This is a genomic window from Thermoflexus hugenholtzii, from assembly GCF_018771565.1.
GTDB lineage: Bacteria > Chloroflexota > Anaerolineae > Thermoflexales > Thermoflexaceae > Thermoflexus > Thermoflexus hugenholtzii_A.
This window is the reverse complement of record NZ_CP076326.1, coordinates 1,042,682-1,065,756: the sequence shown is the minus strand read 5'-3', so window position 1 is coordinate 1,065,756 and position 23,075 is coordinate 1,042,682. Positions and strand designations below refer to the sequence as shown.

Here is a 23,075-nt window from a genome sequence, read left to right as displayed (position 1 = left end):
GAGGATTGGGATGGGAGCCGCGGCATCCTTCACGCCGGGTTCGGGTGGCCTCCCGCGATCGGCGGGAAGATCCCCACCTCGTCTCCCTCCCGGAGCACCCAATCCGGCTCCTGACGGATCCCGTTGACGAAGACCACCCGGGCCAGCTCCCGGGGGATGGGCAAGCGCTCAATCAGCTGCCCGACCGTCGTCCCCTCCGGGACTTCCAGGATCAGGGGTCCCTGGTAGGCACCCGGGATATACTGACGGAGGATCGCATAAACCTGAACCTTAACTTGCATCCTTCCTCACGCCTCCGGCGCGATGGGTCTTTCATCCGCCTAACAATACAACATCCCCATATTGCGAGGGAAGACTCCCAGGCGGTCGCCGTCTCGGAGCAGACGGGAGCGCGCATGGTAATCGTAGCGCCCGTTAATGAAAATGTTGCTCACCTCACGCTCCGGATCGATGCCGAGCTCCCGCAGGAGATCCGCCACCGTCAGCCCCTCCCGATAGGGGATCCAGAGCACTGCCTCCTCCCGTGGATCCGTCTTTCCGGCGTAACGTCGCAGCTCCCCGTAGAGATGCACCTCGATCATCTCCTGGCCCTCCTGTTCCGGGCGATGGGACGGCCCCGGCGCGAACGTTCATCCTTCACGGGTCGCGCGGGGGGCGAAGAGGCGGATGTGCGGCATGGTCATGTTTTGAGGGAAAACGCCGATGCGATCGCCCTCCCGCAGGGCCCGCCGCATCCCTTCCGGGTCGTAGAGCCCATTGATGAAGATATGCCGGGCTTCCTCGAGGGGAACTCCCAGATCCCGCAGGGCCTCGGCCACCGTCATGCCGGGGCGATAGGGCAGGAGGGCGACCGCATCCTGCCGCGGATCCTCCTGGCCGATATAGTGACGGAGATCGCCATATAGATGGATCTCGATCATCGCGGATCGTGGAGCGCAACCCTTCCGGTCCTGGAGGGATAACAAGGGGATGGGCAGGTGTCCGGAACACCCACCCATCCCCCGATTTCGGCATCGCGTTCCGGGAGAGAACCGCTCAGGCCGCGACCTCCCCCACGACCTCCTTAGGCCACTTGCTGAAGTCATAGACCGCGTCCAGCTCCTCCGGCGGGACGTCGAAGACGGTGTTGTGGGGCGGGAGCGGCTCCTTGGTCATGAAGTCGGGGAGGCGGTCATGGGCCTTGGTGAAGCCGGCGGCCTCGTTGAACAGCCGCTCCTTGCGGATGATCTCATATCCCAGGCGGATGGCATCCTGGGTGGTCCAGTTCACCCCCAGCACGCCGGCGCACGACTCCACCATCCCCTCGAAGCCCTCGGGGATGTCCAGCACACAGAAGGCATCGAAGAGACAATAGCCGGTGGAGTCGATGAAGGCGGTGGTGGCCTGGAAGGCTCGGGAGAGGTCCGCCTTCTGGACGGCGAAGGGATCCGCCTTGCCGCCCACGCCCAGGATCTCCGGGGCGATGGTGTAGCCGGCGGTGTGATCGGCGCCCATCGTGGAAGTCGCGTAGGTCACGCCGATCCCTTTGACCGCCCGGGGCTCGTAGGCGGGCATCCCCTGCCCTTTGACGGCCGGGATGCGGGTGACGCCGAAGGCGCGGCCGGTGAAGACGCAGCCGTTGCCCAGGATGCGGCCCAGCGGGGTGCCATGCCGGACCTCCTCGTTCAGGAGGCGGATGGCGGTGTCCGCGTCGCCGAAGGCCAGCAGTCCGGCCTCCATGGCCACGGCCAGCGTGTCGCCCATCTCGATGGTGTCCACCCCGATGTCGTTGCAAAGCCAGATCAGGTCGGCGATCTTATCCAGGTCCCCGATCCCGCAGTTGGCGCCCAGCGCCCAGACCGACTCATACTCCATCACCGAGACCTTGAAGGTCCCGTCCGGGTTGGCCCAGCGGTCGGAGCACTGGATGATACAACCGGGGTGGCAGGGATGGCCGGTCATCCCCTCGCCGTTGCGCTTGTGGATGATCTCGGCCTTGGTCTCGCCGCTGATCTGGGAGGCCAGCTCGAAGCGGCCGGAGGAGAAGTTGCGGGTGGGGTAGCCGCCGGCCTCGTTCATGATGTTCACCAGGACGTTGGTGCCGTAGGTGTTCAGGGCGCCGCCCTTTTTGGTCACGTCGTGGGTCAGGGAGGCCTGGGTGAGCTTCTTGATGCCCCGCTCGAACAGCTCGGGGTTCTTGATCTCGACGCCCGGCCCGCCCCGATCGTCGATGACGATGGCCTTGAGCCCTTTGGAGCCCATCACCGCTCCCAGGCCGCCGCGGCCGGCGTATCGCCCCGCGGTGTTCTCCATATCGTTGACGCAGATCCCGGCGGCCGCCATGCGCATCTCCCCGGCGGGGCCGATGCCGATGATGGCCACGCCCTCCCCGTGTTCCTTCCAGAGGAGATCGCAGGTCTCATACATCCCCTTGCCCTTCAGGTGATCCGCCGGCAGCAGGCGGGCGCCGTCCTTGTCCACCTTGAGGACGTAGAAACGATCCTTCTCCCGTGGCTGGCCTTCCACGATGATCGCCTTGATCCCCAGGCGGGCGATCTTCTGCGAGGAGAGGCCGCCGGCGTTGCTCTCCTTGATGCCTCCGGTGAGCGGGGACTTGCCGCCGAAGGAGGTCCGGCCGGAGGTGGGGGCCTTGGTCCCGCTGACGATGCCCGGCGCGATGATCAGTTTGTTATCCGGACCCAGGGGGTGGCAGAGCGGGGGGACTTCATCGTAGATGATGCTGGAGGTCAGGCCGCGGCCGCCCAGCAACGCGTATTTCTCCGGCACCTCCTCGAAGCGGACGGAGAGATCCGTCATGTTCACCCGGAGCAACTTCGCCATGGGGCACCTCCTTATTATGAATCAGAGAAGGGGAATGCCAGATCCCAGGCCGTCGAAACTTTCCCTACAGGGCGTGGGCTCCCTCTTCTCCTCATCGCCGCGATGGCCTCCGGCGGAGACCCCCTACCCGACACGCTGTCGAGGAGTCTAAGACAAAAGACAATACTTACTCTGCTCTCATTATCCACAAACCCGCGCATGCTGTCAAAACCAACAACAAAATTTTTGATAATGGATGTAATCAAAATCATTTCTTGTGTAAGACACTGTAATTTTCCCAAAATCGGACATTCTAAGGTGGGGCCTCTGGGGTTTGAAGGTAGGGTTATAATGATGATGTATCGGGTGGAATTCGAAACAGGGGAGGAAGCGCCCATGTCCCGGGAGATCCCGGCGGAGATCCAGCAGCTGGCCCAGCAGGTGGAGGCGGATGGGGGCGTGGTGTGGGCGGTTTATCCGGATCCCTATGGCGGCCGCTGGCAGCTCCTGGTGGAGCTGCCGTTGGACCGCGTGGAGCCCACCCCCTATCAGCGGGATCTCTCTCCCCATCACGTGGAGCGCTTGAAAGCGGTGATCCGGGCGATCGGTCGTTTCATCGACCCCATCGTCGCGATCCGAACCCCGGACGGCCGCTACTGGACCCCTAACGGCAACCATCGGCGGGAGGCGATGTTCCGGCTTGGCGCCCGCCGGATCACAGCCATCCTGATCCCGGATCCCGCAGTGGCTTATCACATCCTCGGTCTGAACACAGAGAAAGCCCACAACCTTCGGGAGAAGGCGCTGGAGGTTCTCCGGATGTATCGAACCCTGCGGGAGGAGCATCCGGAGGACCCGGAGCGGGCCTTCGCTTTCCAGTTTGAGGAAGCGCATCTCATCACCCTGGGGATCCTGTATGATCGCAAGGAGCGGTTCGCCGGCGCGGGCTACGTCCCCATCCTCCGCAAGGTGGATGGTTTCCTGGACATGCCGTTGCGGGAAGCGCTCGGAGAACGGGAGCGCCGGGCCCAGGTGATCGAAGCCATCGACGCGATGCTGGAACCCATCCTGGAAGCCCTGCACGAGCGGGGCATCCGCTATCCCTTCCTGAAGCAGGCGGTGCTCTCTCAGGTCAACCCCATCCGTCGCAAGCGGATCGTGACCATGTCCTTCGACGAGGTCATGGCCCGCATCCGGGAGGGGCTCTCTCGCTACAACGTGGAAGCGGTGACGGCGGAGGAGCTCGCCCAGATCGCGGCGGAAGCGGAGGAGTGAACCCGGAGGCCGCGACGAGAGAGGCCTCCCCTTCAAGGGGCCGGTTTCGGAGAAACCCCATCCCCTCTCGCCCCGAGCCGGCTCCTCTCGTGGTCTCTGCTCTGGAGATCCCCTCGCACTGATCCTTGACAATCTCGAACGTGCTTACTACAATAGTGCAAACTTGCACATCTGTCATATTTGTGAATCTCCTGGGGGCAGGGCAAGACGATGGCGTCGACGGGTTCCATCCATGGATCTCGGACGATTCAACCTGGCGAGTATAAAAAGCCAGCCCAGCAGGAAAGAGGATCAGCTCCTCTGCTGGAAGTAGAAGGGCTGACCAAGCGTTTTCAGGGCGTGATCGCCTTAAAGGACTATCGCCTGACCCTCCGGGAGGGTGAGATCCTGGGGGTGATCGGGCCCAACGGAGCGGGCAAGACCACGCTGATCAATCTCCTGAGCGGCTTCCTGAAGCCGGATGAGGGGTCCATTCGCTTTCGCGGTCGAGATCTCACCCGATTGGCTGTCCATCGGATCCCGGCGCTGGGGATCGCTCGCACGTTCCAGAACATCCGCTTGTTCCCCTCCCTGACAGCCCTGGAGAACGTCATGGTGGCCATGACCGTTCATCATCCGCCTGACCTGGATTCGCTCTTGCTTGGCTTTGGGCCGGGGCAGCGGCGGGCTCAAAGGCTGCGTGAGCGGGCGATGGATCTTCTGGCACAGCTGGGGATCGCTCACCTCGCCAATCGGCCTGCCGCGGCCCTCTCATATGGGGATCAGCGGCGGGTGGAGATCGCCCGCGCCCTGGCTCTGGAGCCATCCCTCCTGCTTCTGGACGAGCCCACAGCCGGCCTTCACCCGGAGGAGAGCGAGGCGCTGGTGGAGCAGCTGCGCCGTCTTCATCAAGAGCGCAGCGTGGCCATTGTGATGGTGGCCCATGACATGCCGGTGGTGATGCGCTTCTGCCCGCGCCTTCACGTGCTGAGCTCCGGGACACTGCTGGCCGAGGGGACGCCGGAGGAGATCCGCAACAACCCTCTGGTGCTGGAGGCCTTCCTTGGGCGAGCCCGCCATCCTGGAGCTGCGTGAGATCGATGCGGCCTACGGAGCGATCCGAGCTTTACACGGCCTTTCGTTGCAAGTAAAGCCCGGGGAGGTGGTGGCCTTGCTGGGGCCCAACGGGGCAGGCAAAACCACTACCCTGCGGGTGATCTCTGGACTGCTGCGCCCTGCCCGGGGTCAGGTTTTCTATAAGGGCAGCGAAATCACAGGGCGACCACCAGCGGCCATCGCCCGGATGGGAATCATCCAGTGTCCGGAAGGTCGTCAGGTGTTCAAGAACCTCACGGTAGAGGAGAACCTGTGGCTGGGCGCTTACCGGTTGCGGGATCCCGGACGGGAGCGTCGGAACCTGGAATGGGTGCTCCAGCTTTTCCCCGTCTTGAAGGAGCGCCTGAACCAGCGGGCAGGGCTGCTCTCCGGGGGACAGCAGCAGATGTTAGCCATCGCCCGGGCGCTGATGGCGGAGCCGGAGGTTCTGCTTCTGGATGAACCCTCCCTGGGGCTGGCACCCCGGGTGGTCGAGGAGGTGTTTGAGGCCCTGGCCCGGCTGAAGGCCCAGGGGTTGACCATGCTCATCGTCGAGCAGAACGCCGAGAAGGCCCTGGGCTTAGCCGATCGGGCCTATGTGCTGGAGGCCGGGCGCCTGGTTCTGGCCGATTCGGCCGCCCGCCTGCGGGAGAACCCTCATCTGGTGCGGATCTATCTGGGACGCTGAGACGGAAGGAGGATCGTCCTCTTATGCATGCCGTCGGTTCTCTGGAGTTCTGGATCCAACAGCTGATCAACGCCCTGGGGCTGGGCAGCCAGTATGCTCTGATGGCCGTGGGCCTGGCGATGGTGTTTGCTGTGATGCGGCTGATCAACTTCGCCCACGGGACAGTGATGATGGGTGGCGCCTACATCGGCCTGCTCCTGCTCCAACGGGGCTTGCCTTTCCCCCTCGTCGCTGCGGGGACCATCCTTGGGGCAGCGGCCCTGGGCGTGTTAATGGAGCGGATCGCCTACCGGCCGATCCGAGGTGCTCCGGATGTGGCCCTGCTCCTCAACTCCTTCGCGGTGGCCGTGTTTCTGGAGAACATAGCAGTCCTGCTCTTCTCCCCACGGTCCCGTCCCTTCCCGATGCCGGCGCTGCTCACCCAGGTCTTTCATCCGTGGGGAGATCTTTTTATCCCCTCTATCCATCTGTGGGCTTTCGGCGGGGCGCTGCTGGCCCTGGGCGGGCTGGCTTTCTTTGTCACGCGCACTCGGATAGGGTTGGCGATGCGGGCAGCGGCGGAGAACCCCACCGCAGCCCAGTTGATGGGCATCGAGGTGGGGAAGGTCACCCTCCTGGCCTTCGCCATCGGCTCGGCGATGGCCGGCTTGGCCGTCCTGTTCTGGGTGGCCCACATCGGGACTGTCCAGCCCGGCATGGGTTTTGAGCCCGTGCTGAAAGCCTTCGTGGCCTGTGTCATCGGCGGGTTCGGGACAATCCCGGGGGCAGTGCTGGGGGGATATCTTCTGGGAGCCCTGGAGATCTTCTTGCAGGGGCTCTTGCCTTCCGCGGTGGTGGGCTATCGCGATGCACTGGTCTATGCTGTTCTGATCTTCCTGCTCTTGGTGCGCCCGGGTGGAGTGCTTGGCCATGGAGAAGCGGAGCGGATCTGAGATGAAGGCAATCTCTGTTCGGCAAGGCTGGCTCTGGCTGGGGCGCGGCCTTGGAGGCCTATTGCTACTGGGCCTTTACCTGGTGATCGAGCGGGGCGGGAACGCTTACCTGCAACGTCTGAGCGTTCTTTTCTTGATCAACCTTATGCTGGTGGTGAGCCTCAATCTCTTCACCGGGTTCACCGGGGTCTTCTCCCTGGGCCACATCGGCTTCATGGCCCTGGGCGCATATACTTCCGCCATCCTCACCCTGCCGGTGACAGCGAAGGCGGCGAACCTCCCGGACCTGCCGGCGCCGCTGGCCTCGGTCGCCCTACCCTTCCTGCCTGCCCTCCTCCTCGGAGGGCTGTTTGCGGCGCTTGTGGCAGGGCTGATCGGCATCCCCATCCTGCGGTTAAGCGGGCACTTCGTGGCCGTGGCCACCCTGGGCTTCCTGATCATCACCCGCGTGGTCTTGATCAACGCGGAAGCCTTCACCCGTGGCACGCGCACCTTCGCTGGCGTCCCACCCTACACCACGCTGAGCTGGGCGGCCCTATGGGCTGCTCTGAATGTTTACATCGCTTGGCGCCTCAAACACTCCACTTTAGGCCTGCAGATTCTGGCGGCGCGGGACGATCCGTGGGGCGCCCAGGGTGTCGGCGTGGCCATCGGGCGGGTGCGTTTGATCGCCTTCGGGATCAGCGCCTTTTTCACCGGGGTGGCTGGAGGGTTGTGGGCGCATTTCCTCACTGCTTTCTCCCCCAACGCGTTTTATTTCTCGAAAACTTTCGAGATCATCGTGATGATGATCGTGGGAGGAATGGGCAGCATCACCGGATCGATCGTAGGGACGTTGTTGGTGATGAGCGTGACCGAGCTGCTACGGAACCTGGAACCCGGGGTGACTGTGGGGACGTTCTCCATCGGCCCCCTTTACGGCTTAAGCCAGATCGGTCTGGCGGTGTTGCTCATCTTCCTGACCGCGTTCCGCCGCCAGGGGCTGCTGGGGGACCGCGAGTTCCGGCTGGAGGCCCTGATCGAACGGACGGAGGACTGGATCAGGGAATTCCGGGTTCCCTGGAAAGCCTCCTCCGTTCGAGAGGCAGATCCTTTTATGAGGAGGTAGGAACCATGCGCCCGCTGCGTTGGTTCGGTGTTTTGTTCCTGATTCTGATCCTTGCGGCAGCCGCCTGTGCGCCCGGAGCGGCTCCCACTGCCGCGCCGACCGGGCCCGCTGCGCCGGCCAGCCCGACCGCGGCACCGGCGACCCCCGCGGGCGGGGCCCCGATTCGAATCGGCGCCCCCTTCAACCTCACCGGAGGGATGGCTTCCATTGATGTGCCTGCCGCCAACGGCGCCCGCCTGGCCGCCGAAGAGATCAACGCGGCCGGCGGTGTGCTCGGCCGGCCCATCGAATTGCTCATCCGCGACACCAAGACCGACCCGGCCACGGCCGCCACCGTGGTCACCCAGCTGATCGAGCAGGATAAAGTAGTGGCGGTCATCGGTTTCAACGATTCCGACTACGTGCTGGCCGCCGGCCCCATCTGCCAGCGAGCCGGGGTCCCCTTCATCACCGTGGGAGCGACCTCTCCGCGCCTGCCCGGGCAGGTGGGGGACATGCTCTTCCTGGCCCCCTTCGGGGACAACGTGCAAGCGGCCGTGGGGGCCGAGTTCGCCTTCGAGAAATTCGGCAAGACCGCCTACCTGCTCTGGGACAAAGGTGCCGAATACACGACGGTGCTGGCCAAATACTTCAAGGAGCGCTTCACCGAGCTGGGTGGAACCATCGTGCTGGAAGATACCTATCAATCCGGGGATAAGGATTTCTCGGCCCAGATCGCTAAGGTGAAGGCGCTGCCTCAGCAGCCCGCCTTTTACTACATCTCGGCGCTACCGGATGACGTAGGGACGATCGTGAAGCAGTTCCGCAACGCGGGGATCAATGGCCCCATCGTGGGCGGCGACGGTTACGATACCCCGCTCCTCCTCCAGGTGGCCGGGCCGGCTGCGGAGAATGTGTTCTTCACCACCCACTCGCTGTTGACGGCGGACTCGCCGAATGAGCGGGTGCGCAAGTTCGTCGCCGCTTATAAGCAGAAATACGGCACGGAGCCGGAGGCAGTCTTCGCCGCCCTTGGCTATGACACGGTCTATGTGCTGGCCGAGGCCATCCGCCGCGCCGGCTCCACGGACGGCCAAGCGATCAAGAAGGCCCTGGAGAGCATCCGGGACTTCCCGGCCGTTACCGGGGTGATCAATTACTCCCCGCAATCCCATATCCCGCAGAAAGGCGTGACGGTCATCGAGGTTAAAGGCGGGAAGTTCACCCTGGCTGCTGAGCGCGTCCCGCAGAAGGTCCCCGCGCCCTGAGAGAAGATCTCGCAACGCCCGGCCCGGGACCGAAGCCTAACCCGGGCCGGGCCGAATATGTGCTTCATCGCGTTGTTTTCCATCTCGCGCCGCGGAGGCTCGGAAAATGACGCCCGGGAAGAGCGAAGTTCTCGCCGTCGTTCGCACCCATCAGATCCGGTATGTTCGCTTCATCTGGTGCGACAACGCGGGTCTGATCCGGGCCAAGGCCGTTCATACGGCTTTCCTGGAGGACTATCTGGAGGGAGCCGGGGTGGGCATTGCTGCCGCCCAGCAGGCTCTCCCGGTGATGATGGATGCCCTCGCCTCGGGGTCCGGGCTCACCCCCGCCGGCGAGGTCCACATGCGGGCGGACTGGTCCACTTTCACCCCTTTACCATATGCTCCCGGTCACGCCCGCGTGTTCACGGATATCTACGAGGGAGATGCGCCATGGCCTCACTGTCCGCGCTCATTCCTTCGCCGGATGATCGAGCGGGCTGGGCGGCAGGGATGGCGTATCATGGCGGCCTTCGAGAACGAGTTCTACCTGCTCCGATGGGACGGGGATCGGCTGCTTCCCGCAGACAACACGGTGTTCGCCCAGACCGCCGCACTGGACGCCATGGCTCCGGTGCTGGAAGAGATCACCGCGGCCCTGGAGGCTCAGGGCGTCCTCCCGGAAATGATCTACGCGGAGTCCGGCCCGGGCCAGTTCGAGATGCCGATCCGCTACGCGGAGGCCCTGCGGGCGGCGGATAACCAGATCATCTTCCGAGAGACGGTGCGGGCTGTCGCCCGTCGTCATGGCCTCATCGCTTCCTTCGTCCCCAAGATCTTCCCGGACAAAGCCGGCAGCGGCGCCCATCTTCACTTCAGCTTGTGGCGGGGCGATCGCAACCGCACAGCGGACCCTCGCCGTCCCAATGCTCTCTCCGCCGAGGCCCGGGCATTCATCGCCGGCGTTCTCCAGCATCTGCCTGCTCTGATGGCTTTCACGACTCCGAGCCCCAACTCCTTTAAGCGGATCCGTCCGCGGTTCTGGAGCGGGGCCTTTACCTGTTGGGGCTACGGCAACCGCGAGGCCGCGGTGAGGGTCCCCCAGCCCCCTGCCGGTCGGCCCATCACCCACATCGAGCTGAAGACCGTGGATCCCTCTTGCAACCCTTACCTGGCCCTGGGGGCGGTGATCGCTGCTGGGTTGGACGGCTTGGAGAAAGGGCTCGACCCAGGCGAGCCGGTTCAGGTGGATCCGGCGGATCTCCCGGAGGCGGAACGGGCCGCCCGGGGAATCCAGCCTCTGCCGACGAGCCTGGGGGAGGCCATCGCTGCCCTGGAGCAAGATAAGGTCTTGCTCCAGGCCCTGGGGCCGGAGCTGGCCCGCTCGTACCTGGCGGTGCGGCGGGCGGAGTGGGAGGCGATGAAGGATCTGCCTCATGAGGAGGAGGTGCGTATCCTTCTGGAGCGCTATTGAGGAGAGCACGGTGGACCTGTCTGCCATCCCCATCGTAGATCAGCACGCCCATAATCTGCTGCGTCCGGAGCACGCACGCACCTTCGCCTATCCCTCGGCCTTCACCGAGGGCTATGCAGCGGAGGTCGTCACCCACCACGTGCGGGAGACGATCTTCTTCCGCCGGAGCATGCGGGAGATCGCGGCGCTCTTGGGGTGCGAGCCAACGCTGGAGTCCATCCTGGAGACACGGGAGCGGCTGGGGTTCGAGGAGGTAGCCCGGCGCTGCTTCGCGGCCGCGGGCTTCCAGGCCATCCTGCTCGACGACGGGTTCATGCCGGATCAGGTGATGCCCACGGCCTGGCACAACCGCTTCGCTCCCGTCTACCGGCTGCTTCGGGTGGAGTTCGTGGCCGAGCGCCGGATCGCCGAGGTCCCCACCTGGTCAGCCTTCGAGGAAGCCTTCCGGGCTGATCTTGAGGTCCTCGATCCCGAGGTGGTCGGCTACAAAACCATCATCGCCTATCGGACGGGACTCGCGGTGGAGCCCCCAGACTCTGAGGCCGCCCAGGCTGCCTTCCGCGCTCTGCGACAGCAGGCGGAGCGGGGGGAGCGCCTGCGGCTGGCTCACAAACCCCTGAACGACTGGGTGGTCTGGCGAACCCTGGAGGCCGCCGCCCGCCGGGGCCTCCCGATTCAATTCCATACCGGCTTTGGAGATCCAGATCTGGATCTACGGTGGGCCAATCCGCTTCATCTGCGCCCGCTACTCGAACATCCAGACTTTCGCCGTGTTCCCTTTGTGCTCCTCCACGCCTCCTATCCCTACACCCGGGAGGCCGGATATCTGGCAGCGGTCTACCCCCACGTCTACGTGGACCTGGGGCTGGCGATCCCCTTCCTGAGCCGGGCGGGGATGGCCTTCGCCGTCCGCGCCTTCCTGGAGCTGACGCCGATCAGCAAGATCCTCTTCTCCACGGACGCCCACCTGATCCCCGAGCTGTTCTACCTGGGGGCACGCTGGGGACGGCGGATCCTGGGCGATGTCCTGGAAGCAACGGTGGCGGACGGAGATCTCACGGCGGCGGAGGCAGAGGCAGCGGCCGAAGCCATCCTTTGCCGCAACGCGCAGACCCTTTATGCGCTGCCGGATCGATGAGGGGGGAACTCCGATGCGAGGGCCACGGATCGGCGTGACCACGAAGCGCCTTCAGGGCCGTGATCCCCTGGGCCGCCCGCAGATGGGGACCGAGGCCGCTTACCTGCGGGCGGTGTGGGCGGCAGGGGGGCTGCCGGTGATGTTCCCGAATCTCCCGCCGGAGGCGGCCCCTGCGTGCCTCGAAGGCGTGGAGGGCGTGCTGCTGACCGGGGGCGGAGACATCGACCCCGCCCGCTATGGCGCCCCCCGGCACCCACAGACCGAGGGAGTGGATCCGGAGCGGGACGCTTTCGAGTTCGCCCTGGTGGAGGCCGCGCGAGCACAGGGGAAGCCCATCCTGGGGATCTGCCGCGGCTCCCAGGTGCTGGCCGTGGCATTCGGGGCCGCGCTCTGCCAGCATCTTCCGGACATCACCGAGCTCGCCCATGACAGCAAGGCGCCTCCGCCCGCCCGGGCTCATCCCGTGCGCCTGGAGCCCCCTCCCGAGCTGGAAGCGCTCCTGCGCGCTCACGGGATCGGTGAGATCCTGGAGGTGAATTCCTATCATCACCAGGGCGTTCCCCGTCGGGCGGAGCTCCCCCCGCCTCTCCAGCCCATCGCAGAGGCACCGGACGGCGTGGTGGAAGCGTTCCTCTGGCGCTCGGCGTCCGGGATGATCGGAGCCCTGGCTGTGCAATGGCACCCGGAGTTGCTCTTTGAGGATGATCCCCGTCACCTGTGGCCGTTTCGTTGGCTGGTGGAGGCCGCCCAGGGAGCCCGCTGATCCTCAGCGTGGCGGCTCCGCCGCCGGCAGCCGAATTCGGACCCGGGTGCCCTGATCCGGGGCGCTCTCCACTTCGATCTCCCCGTCCATGGCCCGGAGGAGACCCCGCGCCACCATCAGGCTCAGCCCGAAGCCCGGGACTTCCCGCACCCGTGGGTCCTCCGAGCGCCAGAAGGGAGTGAACAGCTGCGCCTGATCCGACGGCGCGATCCCGATCCCGGTGTCCTCGACCTCACAAATCACGGTGGGCCCCTGACGCCCTGCCCGGACCCGGATCTCTCCGCCGGGCGGGGTGTATTTGGCGGCGTTGTCCAGGACCTTCGCCAGGATCCCCTCCAGCCGCTCCCGATCCGCAGCCATCGAAGGGAGGCCCTCGGGCAGCTCCACGGAGAGCCGGTGGCCCCGGGCCTCGATCTCATGTCGGACACGGCGCAGGGCCTCCTCCAGCGCCTCTGACAGGGAGACCGGCTCGATGCGCAGACGCAGACGTCCGGTTTCGAGGCGCGCGTGTTCGAGCAGGTCGCTCACCAGATTCGCCAGTCGATCGATGTTCCCCCGGATGACCCCAAGGAACCGGCGCTGGTTCTCGGTGAGGGGACCGGCCAGCTCTTTGAGCAGGAGGTCCGCGTAACCCTTGATGCTGGTCATCGGCAGGCGGAGCTCGTGGACGGCGGTGGAGAAGAACGCGCCGTGGGCCTCCCGTTCCCGGGCTGCCTCCAGCGCCATCCCGATCCACAGCCTCGCCACCTCCCATCCCGCCTCATCGGCCAGGGCCTCCGGGTCCGGATCCCGGACCCCGAGCCACTCCGAAGGCGCTTTTTCCGTAAGGGGAAGGAACCACACGGCGTCCGCAACCGGCTCCCAGGGGGATCGGGCGGAGGGCGGAAGCGTCCACTCGCGCTCCCAGAAGGCCGGGTCGCCCCGGACGAGGGCGCACCGCCAGGCGCCGGGTTCCCGAAGGAGCGCGGCTCCTTCCACCGCCCCGGTTCGGGCCATCACCCAGTCCAGAGCGGCACGGCGGATCTCCTGCGGATCCCGCAACGCTTTCAGGGCCCGCCCCAGCTCGACCAGTTGTTCCGTGCGGATCTCTCCCATCGGCTCATCCTTCCCGGACGATCAGACGGTCCTGTGCATCGTAGGTGTAACTCAGAAAGAAGGGCTCCCCGGTCTCCCGGAAGCGCAGCACCCGGGGCCAGAGGGCCGGGAAATCCTCCACCACCGGCAGGTCCAGCACCCGGGAGATCGGCACCCAGGTCAGCGTTCCCTCCGGGGTGGGCCCTGCCGGCTGCGCGTCCGTCTCCCCGACGAAGACGGCGAGGAGAACCCCGGGGGAGGCGCCGGTGTCTACGGTGATCAGGCCGGCCAGCCGGAGCTCCCCCGCCGGGATGCCCGCTTCCTCTGCCAGCTCACGGCGGGCCGCCGTGCGCAGATCCTCGCCGGGCTCCACGTGCCCGCCCAGGCCGTTGTAACGCCCCGGGAAAGCTTTTTTCGCTGGGGAGCGCTGGAGCAGCAACACCTGGTCGCCCCGGAACAGGAAGCACAGCACCCGGGGGATCACCGCCCAGCGCCCATCCGCGATGCCCTGATCCGCCCGCCCCACCATCTCCTCCTTGGATGCGCCGGAGATCGCGATCTTCCCTCAGGGGACGCTCTCACTTAGATATTTTCGGAAGAAGGCGATGGCTCGCTCCAGGAGCAAACGGTCCGCCGCGCTCCCGGCTGGGAACGTGTGGGGCTGGCCCGGGTATTCGAACCACTCCGCTGTCTTGCCCAGGGCGCGCAACCGTTCGTAAAGCTCCCGGGACCACTCGGGCGGCACCACGGCGTCCGCTCCCCCGTGATGGATCTGGATGGGCGTTGCGATGTCCTGGAGGTAGTAGAGGGGCGAGATGCGGCGCAGGGCCTCCTCCGGCGTGTTCAGCTCCTCGCGCCCTCGCGTTCCCCCTGACCACTGGAGGATGCGCTCGAAGTTTTTGCGCTCGTCGGCGCTCATGGAGCCGTAGAGCACCGCGGCCCGGACCCTCGGGTTCGCCACCAGGACGCGAAGGGCGATCCCGCCGCCCATGGAGTGGCCGAACAGGCCTACGGCATCCGCCCGCGCCTGGGGCAGCGTCGGCAACAGGGCGATCAGGTTCAGCACGTCCACCGCATAGCCCACGCGAAAGGGGTTGGGCCCCTCATCGGAGGGTGGATGGTTCCGGTAGTTGGGATGGAGCACCAGAAAGCCGGCCCGGGCGAGGGCGTCGGCGTAGCGGGTCGTGTAGGCCAGCGTCGAATAGCGCGCCGGATCCACATAGCCGTGCAGCACGATCACCACCGGGAACGGGCCCTTCCCCCGGGGGACGTTCATGAAGCCGTAAACCGTCAGGCCGTCGCTGGGATATGCGATGAGGGTACGGGTGAAGGCCGGGGTGACCGTTAGGGTGCGCTCGATCCGGATGGATCCGCCGCCGTAGACGCGCCGGCGCAGGGCTTCCACCGTGAGATCGGCATAAGGGTCAGGGGTGGGGGTTGGGGTCAGAAGGGCCGTTGCGGTGGGGATCGGGACGGTAGGGGTTGAGAGCGATCGCCCGGTCGGGATGGGGACCGAGGTCGGGCTCCCGGTCGAAGGGGCAACGCCGGAGGGCGTGGGGCGCCTGGCGCAGCCCACCGCCATCCACCCGATCAGGATCCATCCGCACAGGAAGATCCGCATCGCGCCGCTCCGGAGAGGCCTGAATGGATTTCGGATACAATCTATCCGGGCAGGGGGGAACGCGCAACCGGCGTTCCGGGCCGAGGAATGGAAAAGCGTTCCCCTCGAAAACCGCGCAGGAGGGTGGCAGATGTGGCGGAACTGGCTGGAGATCTATCGCACATGCAACCTGCGGGCGGATCGGCCTATGGATTCGATCTCGAAGTGGCTGATCATCGTCCGCTGCTGCGTGTTCCCGATGACGATGATCTCTGCGGCCATTGGAGGATTGCTGGCGGCGTCCGTCGGGCGCTTCGAGCCCCTTCCCTTTGCTCTGGCCGCCGTGGGGCTGCTGCTGGCCCACGCGGCGAACAACATGATCAATGACTATTTCGATCTGGAGACAGGGCTGGACACCGCGGAATACGCCCGGGCCCAGTATGCGCCCCATCCGGTCCTCTCTGGCATGGTCACACGGGAGCAGCTGCGGCGCGCCATCCTGCTGGTGAACGCCCTGGATGGGCTGATCGCCCTGGCCCTCACGGCGATGCGGGGATGGCCGATCCTGGCCTTCGCTCTGGCCGGGCTGTTCATCAGTGTGTTCTACGTGGCCCCGCCCTTGCGCCTCAAGCGCATCGGCCTGGGGGAACTCGGCGTCTTCCTGGTGTGGGGGCCCTTGATGATCGGCGGCACCTTTTACGCGACCACAGGGACCCTCCCGGGATGGGTCTGGCTGGCCTCGATCCCCTACGCTCTGCTGGTTTCCACCGTGCTCATCGGCAAGCACATCGACAAGCTGGAACAGGATCGCGCGCGGGGGATTTACACGCTGCCGGTTCTGTTGGGGGAGCGGATGGCGCGGGCGCTGAACGCGGGGCTGATGGTGGCCTTTTACGTAGTGGTGGGAGGGCTGGCGCTCGCAGGGGTGCTCGGGCCATGGGTGTGGCTCACCGCCCTCAGCCTGCCGCGTCTGATCGACGTCCTGCGGACCTACGCCCGCCCCCGTCCGGCTGAGCCACCTCCCGGCTATCCGGTGTGGCCCCTGTGGTATGTCTCCTGGGCCTTCGTCTTCAACCGGCGGGCCGGCGCCCTGTTCCTGGCCGGGCTCCTCCTGAACCTCATCCTCCCGCTTCGCCTCCCGGCGGGCTGAGAGGGGCCGCGCATAGCTTCTCCCGAGCGAAACCCAGGAATTCCCGCAATGCTTGCGCGGGATCCTCGGACATGTAGCTTTCAATCACACGATCCTCACTGCCATCATGGAAATGACGAGGGAAGGTAGATACAGATTGCCAGCGTCTGCAAATTCTTTTTTGTTAATTTTGCGTAGATTTTCGAGGCTCATCATGACAGAGTCTCAAGAAGCCTTTGAAGTTGTTCAATTTGATACTCCAGACGATCCAACCGTTGGAGATCCCTCCAGGTGTCCGCCTCTTCCAGCGTGCCCTCCCGGTATCGAGCCTCCATCTCTTCGACGCCGGCCACCCCGTAACGTCCCGTGATCTCGATCCACTCCGCTCGGAGCTCCCGAATCCGCTGTTCCAGAAACGCGCGCAGACCCTGCCGGATCAAATCTTCCTCCGTCAGTTGCAGCTCCTGCGCGATCTTCCTTAACAACCCCACCGCCTCCATTCCGATCTGCCTCCTGTTATCTTGCAGCCAGGGGCTCTTCATGGAATGGCTCATCCAGCCGAGACCCTCAGAAAGGATTATACTCCAGGTTCCTGCTGAGGGATCGTAGTATCCTGCAGCGCTCGCGTTACGGTTTCCGGATTAGAAGGGGAGCCCTTGCATGAAATCCCTGGGGAGTCCAAAATAGAGACGCCCGGAGCGCGCTCCGGGCGGCGTGCCGATCCTTCCGGGCCTGGGGTGTTCGGTGCGGCGATACGCCGATCCGGCGAGGAGGGGGAGAGCGCATGGCGAACACAACGGTGAGCTCGCAGACTGAGGCGTCCACCACCGCAAGATCCACGGTTCCGGGGGAGTTCGCGTTCATCCCTCCGATGCCGCGTTCCATTGAGGAAACGGGGCTTTCCCTGGCCTTCCTGGCCGACCTCAGCCTCAAGATCCTCTACAACGCCGGTTATCTCACCGGCGGACAGCTGGCGGAGCGCCTGCGTCTCCCCTACACCGGGGTGACAGAGGTCATTCTGGAGTTCCTCAAGCGGGAGCAACTGGTGGAGGTGCTGGGGGCGAAGGGGGTGGGGGAGCAGGCCTATCAGTATGCCCTCACTGCCCGGGGGCGCGATCGGGCCCGCGAGGCGCTGGACCGAAGCCAATATGCGGGGCCTGCCCCCGTGCCCCTCCCCGCCTACGCTGCGGCCATGCGTCGACAATCCCATAAAGGCACGCGGGTGACCCCACGCTTGATGCGCCAGGCCCTCGGGCATCTGGTCCTCAACGACCGTGTGTTCCACAAGATCGGCCCTGCCATCAACTCGGGGACCTCCATCTTCCTCTACGGCCCGCCCGGGAACGGGAAAACCTCCATTGCGGAGGCCATCGGCCACCGGGTCTTTCAGGGAGGCATCTACATCCCTTATGCCGTGGAGGTCGGCGGGTTCGTCATCAAGGTGTTCGATGAGGTGAACCACGAGCCGCTGCCCAACCATCGGCCCGGCCAGACCGGCGTGTTGAAAACGCCAGCGGATGCCCGCTGGATCGCCATCCGGCGGCCGTTCATCGTCAGCGGCGGGGAGCTCACCCTGGAGATGCTGGATCTGGCCTGGAACGAGGTCAGCCGCTACTATGAGGCGCCCCTCCAGATGAAGGCCAACGGCGGGGTCTTCCTGATCGATGACTTCGGCCGCCAGCAGGTGCGCCCCCGAGATCTCCTCAACCGCTGGATCGTCCCCCTGGAGAAGGGGGTGGATTACCTCACCCTCCACACCGGCCAGAAGTTCGAGATCCCCTTCGAGACCCTGATCCTCTTCTCCACCAACCTCAACCCGCGGGATCTGGTGGATGAGGCCTTCCTGCGTCGCATCCGACACAAGATCGAGATCCCCGACCCCACCCCGGCGGAGTTCCGGGAGATCTTCCGCCGGGAGTGCCAGGCCCGAGGGATCCCTTACGACGACCAGGCCCTGGTCTACCTCCTTCAGGAGTGGTATATCAAGCGCCGGCGGCCGCTGCGGGCGGTCCACGCCCGCGATCTGCTGTCCCACATCCAGGATATCGCCTCGTATTTCAACGTGCCTCCCACGCTGAGCAAGGAGCTCATCGATCGGGCATGTGAAGCCTATTTTGTGGAGATGGGTGGCGCCTCCCCGGCGGCGCCCTCGCCCAAGCCCCCCGGGGCCTCATAAATCCAGCTTCCCCATCCGCGCGGGTGCGGCGGGGTTTCGATACGCGATGGATGCGCAGGGGGATGTCTGGTTCCGGAAGGCCTCCGCCCTGCCGGGTTTCCCCCGCGATCAAATTGCCCGCATAATATCCTCTGCCGGCATCCTATCCGGAGCTTCCGCAAAGCCATGAGCGCCATCCATGAGGAGCGACTTCGCCGCAGGCTGCAGGAACGCCGCCGGGTCCACCGGAGGGAGCTGGAGGAGGAGCTCCCCCGTCTGGTGGAGGAATTAAAAGCCATCGGGGTCGAGCGAGTGATCCTGTTCGGATCCGTCGTCCGCCGGACGATCGGTTTAACCAGCGACCTGGATCTTCTGGTCATATGGGATACGCCCATGGGGTTCCTGGAACGAACCGCTTTCCTCTACCGCCGGTTAAACCCGCGAGTCCCCGTGGACCTGTTCGTTTACACGCCGGAGGAAATCCGGCGGCTGGCGGATCACCCTTTTATCCGTCAGGCGCTGGCGGAGGGAGAGACGGTCTATGCGGCGGGATCCGAAGGCGGAGGGCCTCCGCTGGCTTGAGCAGGCGGAGGCCGATCGAAAAGGAGGACAGCTCCTGCTGGAAGGCGGGAGCGATCACCTGGCCTGCTTTATCGCCCAGCAGGTCGCGGAGGAAGCCCTCAAGGCCTTCCTCTATGCCCAGGGCGAGGAGATCGTCAGCGGAAGCGCTGCAAATGGCCGATCGGGTCCTTGAGCTGGTGCGTCGCAAACTTCGCGAAGACCTCTAAACCATACGGCGGTTCCTCCAGGTTCGGCGGGGAGAAGGAAGCCTGAGATGGCAAAGAAAACAGAATCCAGCCGGGTGGTGGCCACCAACCCGAAAGCCTATCACGATTACCACATCGAGGAGACCTTTGAGGCGGGCGTCGTCCTCACCGGCAGCGAGATCAAATCCGTGCGCGCGGGGAAGATCAGCCTGCGGGAGGGCTATGTGCTGCCGCGGGATGGGGAGCTGTGGCTGATGAACGTGCACATCGCCCCCTACGAGCCGGCCGCGCGAGACAACCCGGATCCCCGGCGGCCGCGCAAGCTGTTGCTCCACCGGCACGAGATCAACCGGTTGATCGGCAAGGCCCAGGAGAAGGGCTACACCATCGTGCCGCTGAAGGTCTACCTGAACGCCCGGGGCCTGGCCAAGGTGGAGATCGCCCTGGCGAAAGGCAAGAAGCAATATGAGAAGCGCCGCGCCATCGCCGAGCGGGAGGCCCGCCGGGAGATCGAGCGCGCCATGAAGGGGGTAGAGTGAGATGGGCGTGCGGGAGCGATACGGGCGCCAGCCCCCACTTCCTTTGGATGTGGCACGGCGGATGGAAAGCCTGCCTGACCTCCTCCGGCGCCACCCGGTGCGCCTGGCCTATCTGTTCGGATCCCTGGCCCGCGGGGATCCGGGCGCGGCGGATGTGGATCTGGCCGTCCTGCCGGACGAAGGCTTCTCATGGCCCCTCCTATACGCCGAACTCTCGGAAGCCCTGGGGACGGATCGCCTGGATCTCGTGGATCTCCGGTTCGCGCCGCCTTATCTGAAGGCGGGGATTCTTCAAAGCGGCCGTTGTCTGTTCGCTCGATCGGAGGCGGAGCGCGAGGCTTTCGAACGAAGCGCCCGCGTCATCGCCCGGGACGAGGGGCTCCGCATCCGGATCCAGGCCCATCAGGCCCGGTGGGGGATAGTGCCCATGCCCCTGCGAGCGGATTTCCTCTGGTCTGCGCTTCTGGAGCTTGAACGGATCGCCGAGGCCATGGAGGCCTATCGCGCGCTGACCGCCCGTGATCTGGAGGGGGATCTGCACCGACGTTGGGCTGCCGAACGAGGGCTGATCGCCGGGCTCAACCTCATATTCCAGATCGCCGATCACATCCTGGTCGCCCGGTTCCATCGGGAAGCACCCACCTATGAAGACCTGCTGAAAGACCTTCGACAGCATGGGGTGATCTCCGAGGAGCTGTATGGGCTGTTGCGAGGTGCCGGAGGCCTTCGAAACGTTCTGGTTCACGAATACATCCGGATTGATCCGGAGCGGGTCGCTCAGGCGTTGCGAGACGCCCCGGACCGCTTTCGGCGCTTCGCCCGGGAGATCCGCGCCTGGCTGTCGGAGCAGGCGGAGACCGGGTGAACGCCATGGGCGATCCTCTCGGATCCGAAGCCGCGTTCCCACGGTGGGGACCTGGGATGGAGATCGAGATCCAATCCGACCGCTTCGTGGTGGCGGGTCGCCCGCTGGCCTCCCTGCGGGAGATCCACCGGCTGCCTGAGGAGGCGCAGCGGGCCATCTATCGCACGCTCATCCCGGATTTCCTCCTGGAGCGTTACGGCATCGACCCGGTCACGCTGTGCGACCCGGCCGGGCGGCCGCTGGTCCGCATCCATGGGGAGAACGCGGAGGTGGAGATCGAAGTCTGGCGACGGGTCGACGATAGGGATCCGCTGGTTTACCTGCATTTCGCGGAAACGCTGCATAACCGCATCATCGTGCTCCTCTTCATGACCAACGACCCGGAATCCCCTCGCTTTGATGTGGATCGGGACCGGGAGGGACGGCCGACGAAATACGGAACGGTGAGCCGGAACATCGAGGCGGAGATCGCCGCCATGCAGTTCGGCCTGGCCCCGGGCCAGGTGCGCCGGGGCCTGCGCCTGACCAAACATATGCTTCCGTTGTTCGAGCAGTTCATCCGCCGCCTGGGCCACGATCTGTTCCTGGTGGAGCCCCTGGCCTACCACGCGGCCATCCTCTTCGAACGCTACGGTTGCGGATACATCGAGGGGCGCACCAAAATGGAGTGGATCCATCGGGAGTTCCAGCCGGGCGGCGTGCTCCACCGTCGGCTGGACGGCTCCACCCCCTTCCGGCAGCCCGGGATGGAACGAACGGTGCGCGGCCGTTCCTGGGCCATTTACGATGGCATCCTGGGGGAGCCCTTCGACGGGATCCGGATGTATAAGCGGGTGGGCCACCACGCGGGGATCTGCACCTTCCCGGATGCGATCTGGTGAGCGATGGGACGATTCCCGATGGAGGCCGGCACGCTGATCCTGGTGTTGCGGATCCTGATCCTCGTGATCTTCGCCGGCGCTCTCTGGTGGGGGATCGGGCGCGTGGTCCAGGTCCGGCTCCCTCTCTCCGATCCGGAGCGCGCCCGGCGGATCCAGGCGGTCCTCTCCCTGGGCCGCAGCCTGCTGCGGGCGGCCGTCCTCGCCGTGGCCCTGCTGATGGCCCTCGACCTGATGGGGCTGAACCTGGGGCCCCTGCTCACCGGAGCCGGCATCCTGGGGGTCGTGGTGGGGCTGGGGGCCCAGAGCCTGATCCGGGACCTCCTGGCCGGCCTGATCATCGTCCTGGAGGGGCCCTTCGGCATCGGGGACGTGATCCGCACGGCGGGCGTGAGCGGGAAGGTGGAACGCATCACCCTGCGGGCCACCTACGTGCGGGATGCCGATGGCACGTTGCACGTGATCCCGAACAGCATGCTGGGGGTGATCAGCAACCTCAGCCGGGACTGGGCCCGGGTGATCGTCGACCTGCCAGTGCCCCGAGGGACCCGGCTGGAGGCGCTCCAGGAGGCCCTGGAGCAGGCAACACGGGCGCTGCGGGAGGATCCGGAGCTTCAGGGCGGATGGCTGGAGCCCCCGACGGTGGCCGGCATCGAGGCCATCGGGGAGACCGCTTTCATCGTTCGAGTGGAGGCGAAGACCCGGCCGGCGGACCGCTGGACAGTTGCGCGTCGGTTGCGCTATCATCTGCTTCAGGCGATGCAAACCGAGCCGGCGCCTTCGCCGGGGCCGGGATGAGGATCTTCGGAGACCAGGAGGATGCGATGCGGATCAGAACAGCGGCGGCATGGGGGGTCCATACCCGATGGGGGATCGTCGGGCTCATCGCGGTGCTCAGCCTGCTCGCAGGAGCCTGCGGAGGGGTCCCCTTCGGGGCGCCGGTGCCGCCCACGGCGACCTTCCCGCCGACCCGCACGCCGCGCCCGACGGCGACGGCCACCTTCACCCCCACCATCACGCCGTCGCCGACCGCCACGTTCACGCCGACCCCTACCGAGACCCCGACTCCCACCCGCACGCCCACGCGGACCCGGCCGCCCTTCACCCCCACGCCGCGGCCGACGGCGACGCCCACGCCCTCCCCCACGCCGGCTTTCGATTTCTACCCGCAGCCGATGTCCACCGCTCCCAACTGTGGGGCGGTCTATATGGAAGGATACATCCGGGACGCGGCGGGGAACCCCATCAACGGAGTATGGTACCGCCTGCGGATGTTCTTCCCTTCTGGCGGGGGATATGAGCAGGTCTGTCTTTCGCCCGGCGATGGGAACTGCGAGGATTATAAACAAAGCGGGGGTCGCGCGCCCGGGCTATGGGGTTTTGCTCCGCTAAACCCAGCGGATTATAGCAAGCCCTTCCGGTTCATCATCGAGATCGTAGAGAGCCCGAGCAACCCCCGGCCGCTCTCGCCGCCTGTGATCATCGATCACCAGGACTGCAATCAGATCGGCCAATACGTCTTCGACTGGAAGCGTCGATACTAAACGATGGGGATCCGATCAGGCGCCTCAGGCGCCTGGCGGACCTCTCT

26 protein-coding genes are annotated in these 23,075 nt (G+C 65.5%); 18 read left to right on the top strand and 8 right to left on the bottom strand.

Annotated elements, in window-relative coordinates; all coding sequences use genetic code 11:
- Positions 1-29: 29 nt before the first annotated feature.
- The 4 genes from KNN16_RS04805 to KNN16_RS04790 all read right to left on the bottom strand — a co-directional run bounded on the left by KNN16_RS04805 (position 30) and on the right by KNN16_RS04790 (position 2,820).
- Positions 30-281 carry a MoaD/ThiS family protein gene (locus tag KNN16_RS04805; protein WP_273088910.1) on the bottom strand — a complete coding sequence of 84 codons (252 nt, stop codon included), beginning with the start codon at positions 279-281 and terminating at the stop codon, positions 30-32.
- Positions 282-320: 39 nt separating this feature from the next.
- Positions 321-581, bottom strand: coding sequence for a MoaD/ThiS family protein (locus tag KNN16_RS04800; RefSeq protein WP_303899414.1), 261 nt, complete (start codon positions 579-581; stop codon positions 321-323).
- 48 nt (positions 582-629) lie between these two features.
- A complete protein-coding gene (locus KNN16_RS04795) occupies positions 630-920 on the bottom strand; it encodes a hypothetical protein (RefSeq protein ID WP_299283080.1) in 291 nt (96 codons plus the stop codon).
- A gap of 115 nt (positions 921-1,035) precedes the next feature.
- Positions 1,036-2,820, bottom strand: a complete 1,785-nt coding sequence (locus KNN16_RS04790) for an aldehyde ferredoxin oxidoreductase family protein (RefSeq protein WP_303899411.1) — start codon at positions 2,818-2,820, stop codon at positions 1,036-1,038.
- A 375-nt stretch (positions 2,821-3,195) separates the two neighbouring features.
- On the opposite strand from KNN16_RS04790, the gene KNN16_RS04785 reads away from it, so the two are divergent.
- The 9 genes from KNN16_RS04785 (at position 3,196) to KNN16_RS04745 (ending at position 12,477) form a co-directional block, all read left to right on the top strand.
- Positions 3,196-4,074 carry a ParB/RepB/Spo0J family partition protein gene (locus KNN16_RS04785; RefSeq protein WP_303899408.1) on the top strand — a complete coding sequence of 293 codons (879 nt, stop codon included), beginning with the start codon at positions 3,196-3,198 and terminating at the stop codon, positions 4,072-4,074.
- Between the two features lie 210 nt (positions 4,075-4,284).
- Positions 4,285-5,148 (top strand): ABC transporter ATP-binding protein, encoded by an 864-nt coding sequence (locus KNN16_RS04780; RefSeq protein WP_303899406.1) that lies wholly within the window; start codon positions 4,285-4,287, stop codon positions 5,146-5,148.
- Positions 5,117-5,836 carry an ABC transporter ATP-binding protein gene (locus tag KNN16_RS04775; RefSeq protein ID WP_303899402.1) on the top strand — a complete coding sequence of 240 codons (720 nt, stop codon included), beginning with the start codon at positions 5,117-5,119 and terminating at the stop codon, positions 5,834-5,836. The genes KNN16_RS04780 and KNN16_RS04775 overlap by 32 nt, the downstream gene beginning before the upstream one ends.
- 23 nt (positions 5,837-5,859) lie before the next feature.
- Entirely contained in the window at positions 5,860-6,768 is a 909-nt protein-coding gene (locus KNN16_RS04770; protein ID WP_303899399.1) for a branched-chain amino acid ABC transporter permease, read from the top strand.
- 1 nt (position 6,769) lies between these two features.
- On the top strand, positions 6,770-7,876 hold the full coding sequence (locus KNN16_RS04765; RefSeq protein ID WP_299287325.1) for a branched-chain amino acid ABC transporter permease: 1,107 nt from the start codon (positions 6,770-6,772) through the stop codon (positions 7,874-7,876).
- Between the two features lie 5 nt (positions 7,877-7,881).
- On the top strand, positions 7,882-9,123 hold the full coding sequence (locus tag KNN16_RS04760; protein WP_299287328.1) for an ABC transporter substrate-binding protein: 1,242 nt from the start codon (positions 7,882-7,884) through the stop codon (positions 9,121-9,123).
- A 106-nt stretch (positions 9,124-9,229) separates the two neighbouring features.
- Positions 9,230-10,576: a glutamine synthetase family protein gene (locus KNN16_RS04755; RefSeq protein ID WP_303899396.1), complete on the top strand. Its 1,347-nt coding sequence runs from the start codon at positions 9,230-9,232 to the stop codon at positions 10,574-10,576.
- 10 nt (positions 10,577-10,586) lie between these two features.
- Positions 10,587-11,714, top strand: coding sequence for an amidohydrolase family protein (locus KNN16_RS04750; protein ID WP_303899393.1), 1,128 nt, complete (start codon positions 10,587-10,589; stop codon positions 11,712-11,714).
- A gap of 13 nt (positions 11,715-11,727) precedes the next feature.
- Positions 11,728-12,477, top strand: coding sequence for a gamma-glutamyl-gamma-aminobutyrate hydrolase family protein (locus KNN16_RS04745; protein ID WP_303899391.1), 750 nt, complete (start codon positions 11,728-11,730; stop codon positions 12,475-12,477).
- Positions 12,478-12,480: 3 nt separating this feature from the next.
- On the opposite strand, the gene KNN16_RS04740 is transcribed toward KNN16_RS04745, so the two are convergent.
- The 3 genes from KNN16_RS04740 to KNN16_RS04730 are packed head-to-tail and all read right to left on the bottom strand — an operon-like array spanning position 12,481 to position 15,172.
- Positions 12,481-13,572, bottom strand: a complete 1,092-nt coding sequence (locus KNN16_RS04740; RefSeq protein ID WP_303899389.1) for a sensor histidine kinase KdpD — start codon at positions 13,570-13,572, stop codon at positions 12,481-12,483.
- Positions 13,573-13,576: 4 nt separating this feature from the next.
- Positions 13,577-14,080, bottom strand: a complete 504-nt coding sequence (locus KNN16_RS04735; protein WP_303899388.1) for an NUDIX domain-containing protein — start codon at positions 14,078-14,080, stop codon at positions 13,577-13,579.
- A 36-nt stretch (positions 14,081-14,116) separates the two neighbouring features.
- Entirely contained in the window at positions 14,117-15,172 is a 1,056-nt protein-coding gene (locus KNN16_RS04730; protein ID WP_303899386.1) for a S9 family peptidase, read from the bottom strand.
- A 130-nt stretch (positions 15,173-15,302) separates the two neighbouring features.
- Between KNN16_RS04730 and KNN16_RS04725 the strand changes: the two genes are divergently transcribed.
- Complete coding sequence (locus tag KNN16_RS04725; RefSeq protein WP_303899383.1) at positions 15,303-16,301, top strand: prenyltransferase; 999 nt, start codon at positions 15,303-15,305, stop codon at positions 16,299-16,301.
- Between the two features lie 191 nt (positions 16,302-16,492).
- On the opposite strand, the gene KNN16_RS04720 is transcribed toward KNN16_RS04725, so the two are convergent.
- Entirely contained in the window at positions 16,493-16,780 is a 288-nt protein-coding gene (locus tag KNN16_RS04720) for a hypothetical protein (protein ID WP_303899380.1), read from the bottom strand.
- Between the two features lie 284 nt (positions 16,781-17,064).
- On the opposite strand from KNN16_RS04720, the gene KNN16_RS04715 reads away from it, so the two are divergent.
- From KNN16_RS04715 to KNN16_RS04680, 8 genes are all read left to right on the top strand, one after another.
- Complete coding sequence (locus tag KNN16_RS04715) at positions 17,065-18,456, top strand: AAA family ATPase (RefSeq protein WP_303899377.1); 1,392 nt, start codon at positions 17,065-17,067, stop codon at positions 18,454-18,456.
- Positions 18,457-18,621: 165 nt separating this feature from the next.
- On the top strand, positions 18,622-19,017 hold the full coding sequence (locus KNN16_RS04710; RefSeq protein WP_303899374.1) for a nucleotidyltransferase domain-containing protein: 396 nt from the start codon (positions 18,622-18,624) through the stop codon (positions 19,015-19,017).
- Complete coding sequence (locus KNN16_RS04705; protein ID WP_303899371.1) at positions 18,977-19,189, top strand: HEPN domain-containing protein; 213 nt, start codon at positions 18,977-18,979, stop codon at positions 19,187-19,189. The genes KNN16_RS04710 and KNN16_RS04705 overlap by 41 nt, the downstream gene beginning before the upstream one ends.
- Before the next feature lie 81 nt (positions 19,190-19,270).
- Entirely contained in the window at positions 19,271-19,741 is a 471-nt protein-coding gene (gene smpB / locus KNN16_RS04700; RefSeq protein ID WP_299286723.1) for an SsrA-binding protein SmpB, read from the top strand.
- Between the two features lie 61 nt (positions 19,742-19,802).
- Positions 19,803-20,606, top strand: coding sequence for a HepT-like ribonuclease domain-containing protein (locus tag KNN16_RS04695; RefSeq protein WP_303899368.1), 804 nt, complete (start codon positions 19,803-19,805; stop codon positions 20,604-20,606).
- A gap of 56 nt (positions 20,607-20,662) precedes the next feature.
- Positions 20,663-21,487 (top strand): hypothetical protein, encoded by an 825-nt coding sequence (locus KNN16_RS04690; protein ID WP_303899365.1) that lies wholly within the window; start codon positions 20,663-20,665, stop codon positions 21,485-21,487.
- A gap of 3 nt (positions 21,488-21,490) precedes the next feature.
- Positions 21,491-22,282 carry a mechanosensitive ion channel family protein gene (locus KNN16_RS04685; RefSeq protein WP_299286726.1) on the top strand — a complete coding sequence of 264 codons (792 nt, stop codon included), beginning with the start codon at positions 21,491-21,493 and terminating at the stop codon, positions 22,280-22,282.
- A gap of 26 nt (positions 22,283-22,308) precedes the next feature.
- Positions 22,309-23,028: a hypothetical protein gene (locus KNN16_RS04680; RefSeq protein ID WP_303899362.1), complete on the top strand. Its 720-nt coding sequence runs from the start codon at positions 22,309-22,311 to the stop codon at positions 23,026-23,028.
- Positions 23,029-23,075 lie beyond the last annotated feature (47 nt).

What these genes read in the sequence shown, in the direction of transcription:
- KNN16_RS04740 (WP_303899389.1), bottom strand. Translation starts at nt 13,572, where the DNA reads ATGGGAGAGATCCGCACGGAACAACTGGTCGAGCTGGGGCGGGCCCTG.
- KNN16_RS04790 (WP_303899411.1), bottom strand. Translation starts at nt 2,820, where the DNA reads ATGGCGAAGTTGCTCCGGGTGAACATGACGGATCTCTCCGTCCGCTTC.
- KNN16_RS04685 (WP_299286726.1), top strand. Translation starts at nt 21,491, where the DNA reads ATGGGACGATTCCCGATGGAGGCCGGCACGCTGATCCTGGTGTTGCGG.
- KNN16_RS04690 (WP_303899365.1), top strand. Translation starts at nt 20,663, where the DNA reads ATGGAGATCGAGATCCAATCCGACCGCTTCGTGGTGGCGGGTCGCCCG.
- KNN16_RS04785 (WP_303899408.1), top strand. Translation starts at nt 3,196, where the DNA reads ATGTCCCGGGAGATCCCGGCGGAGATCCAGCAGCTGGCCCAGCAGGTG.
- KNN16_RS04715 (WP_303899377.1), top strand. Translation starts at nt 17,065, where the DNA reads ATGGCGAACACAACGGTGAGCTCGCAGACTGAGGCGTCCACCACCGCA.
- KNN16_RS04805 (WP_273088910.1), bottom strand. Translation starts at nt 281, where the DNA reads ATGCAAGTTAAGGTTCAGGTTTATGCGATCCTCCGTCAGTATATCCCG.
- KNN16_RS04795 (WP_299283080.1), bottom strand. Translation starts at nt 920, where the DNA reads ATGATCGAGATCCATCTATATGGCGATCTCCGTCACTATATCGGCCAG.
- KNN16_RS04760 (WP_299287328.1), top strand. Translation starts at nt 7,882, where the DNA reads ATGCGCCCGCTGCGTTGGTTCGGTGTTTTGTTCCTGATTCTGATCCTT.
- KNN16_RS04695 (WP_303899368.1), top strand. Translation starts at nt 19,803, where the DNA reads ATGGAAAGCCTGCCTGACCTCCTCCGGCGCCACCCGGTGCGCCTGGCC.
- KNN16_RS04755 (WP_303899396.1), top strand. Translation starts at nt 9,230, where the DNA reads ATGACGCCCGGGAAGAGCGAAGTTCTCGCCGTCGTTCGCACCCATCAG.
- smpB (WP_299286723.1), top strand. Translation starts at nt 19,271, where the DNA reads ATGGCAAAGAAAACAGAATCCAGCCGGGTGGTGGCCACCAACCCGAAA.
- KNN16_RS04745 (WP_303899391.1), top strand. Translation starts at nt 11,728, where the DNA reads ATGCGAGGGCCACGGATCGGCGTGACCACGAAGCGCCTTCAGGGCCGT.
- KNN16_RS04780 (WP_303899406.1), top strand. Translation starts at nt 4,285, where the DNA reads ATGGCGTCGACGGGTTCCATCCATGGATCTCGGACGATTCAACCTGGC.
- KNN16_RS04710 (WP_303899374.1), top strand. Translation starts at nt 18,622, where the DNA reads ATGAGCGCCATCCATGAGGAGCGACTTCGCCGCAGGCTGCAGGAACGC.
- KNN16_RS04730 (WP_303899386.1), bottom strand. Translation starts at nt 15,172, where the DNA reads ATGCGGATCTTCCTGTGCGGATGGATCCTGATCGGGTGGATGGCGGTG.
- KNN16_RS04765 (WP_299287325.1), top strand. Translation starts at nt 6,770, where the DNA reads ATGAAGGCAATCTCTGTTCGGCAAGGCTGGCTCTGGCTGGGGCGCGGC.
- KNN16_RS04720 (WP_303899380.1), bottom strand. Translation starts at nt 16,780, where the DNA reads ATGGAGGCGGTGGGGTTGTTAAGGAAGATCGCGCAGGAGCTGCAACTG.
- KNN16_RS04680 (WP_303899362.1), top strand. Translation starts at nt 22,309, where the DNA reads ATGCGGATCAGAACAGCGGCGGCATGGGGGGTCCATACCCGATGGGGG.
- KNN16_RS04725 (WP_303899383.1), top strand. Translation starts at nt 15,303, where the DNA reads ATGTGGCGGAACTGGCTGGAGATCTATCGCACATGCAACCTGCGGGCG.
- KNN16_RS04735 (WP_303899388.1), bottom strand. Translation starts at nt 14,080, where the DNA reads ATGGTGGGGCGGGCGGATCAGGGCATCGCGGATGGGCGCTGGGCGGTG.
- KNN16_RS04800 (WP_303899414.1), bottom strand. Translation starts at nt 581, where the DNA reads ATGATCGAGGTGCATCTCTACGGGGAGCTGCGACGTTACGCCGGAAAG.
- KNN16_RS04705 (WP_303899371.1), top strand. Translation starts at nt 18,977, where the DNA reads ATGCGGCGGGATCCGAAGGCGGAGGGCCTCCGCTGGCTTGAGCAGGCG.
- KNN16_RS04770 (WP_303899399.1), top strand. Translation starts at nt 5,860, where the DNA reads ATGCATGCCGTCGGTTCTCTGGAGTTCTGGATCCAACAGCTGATCAAC.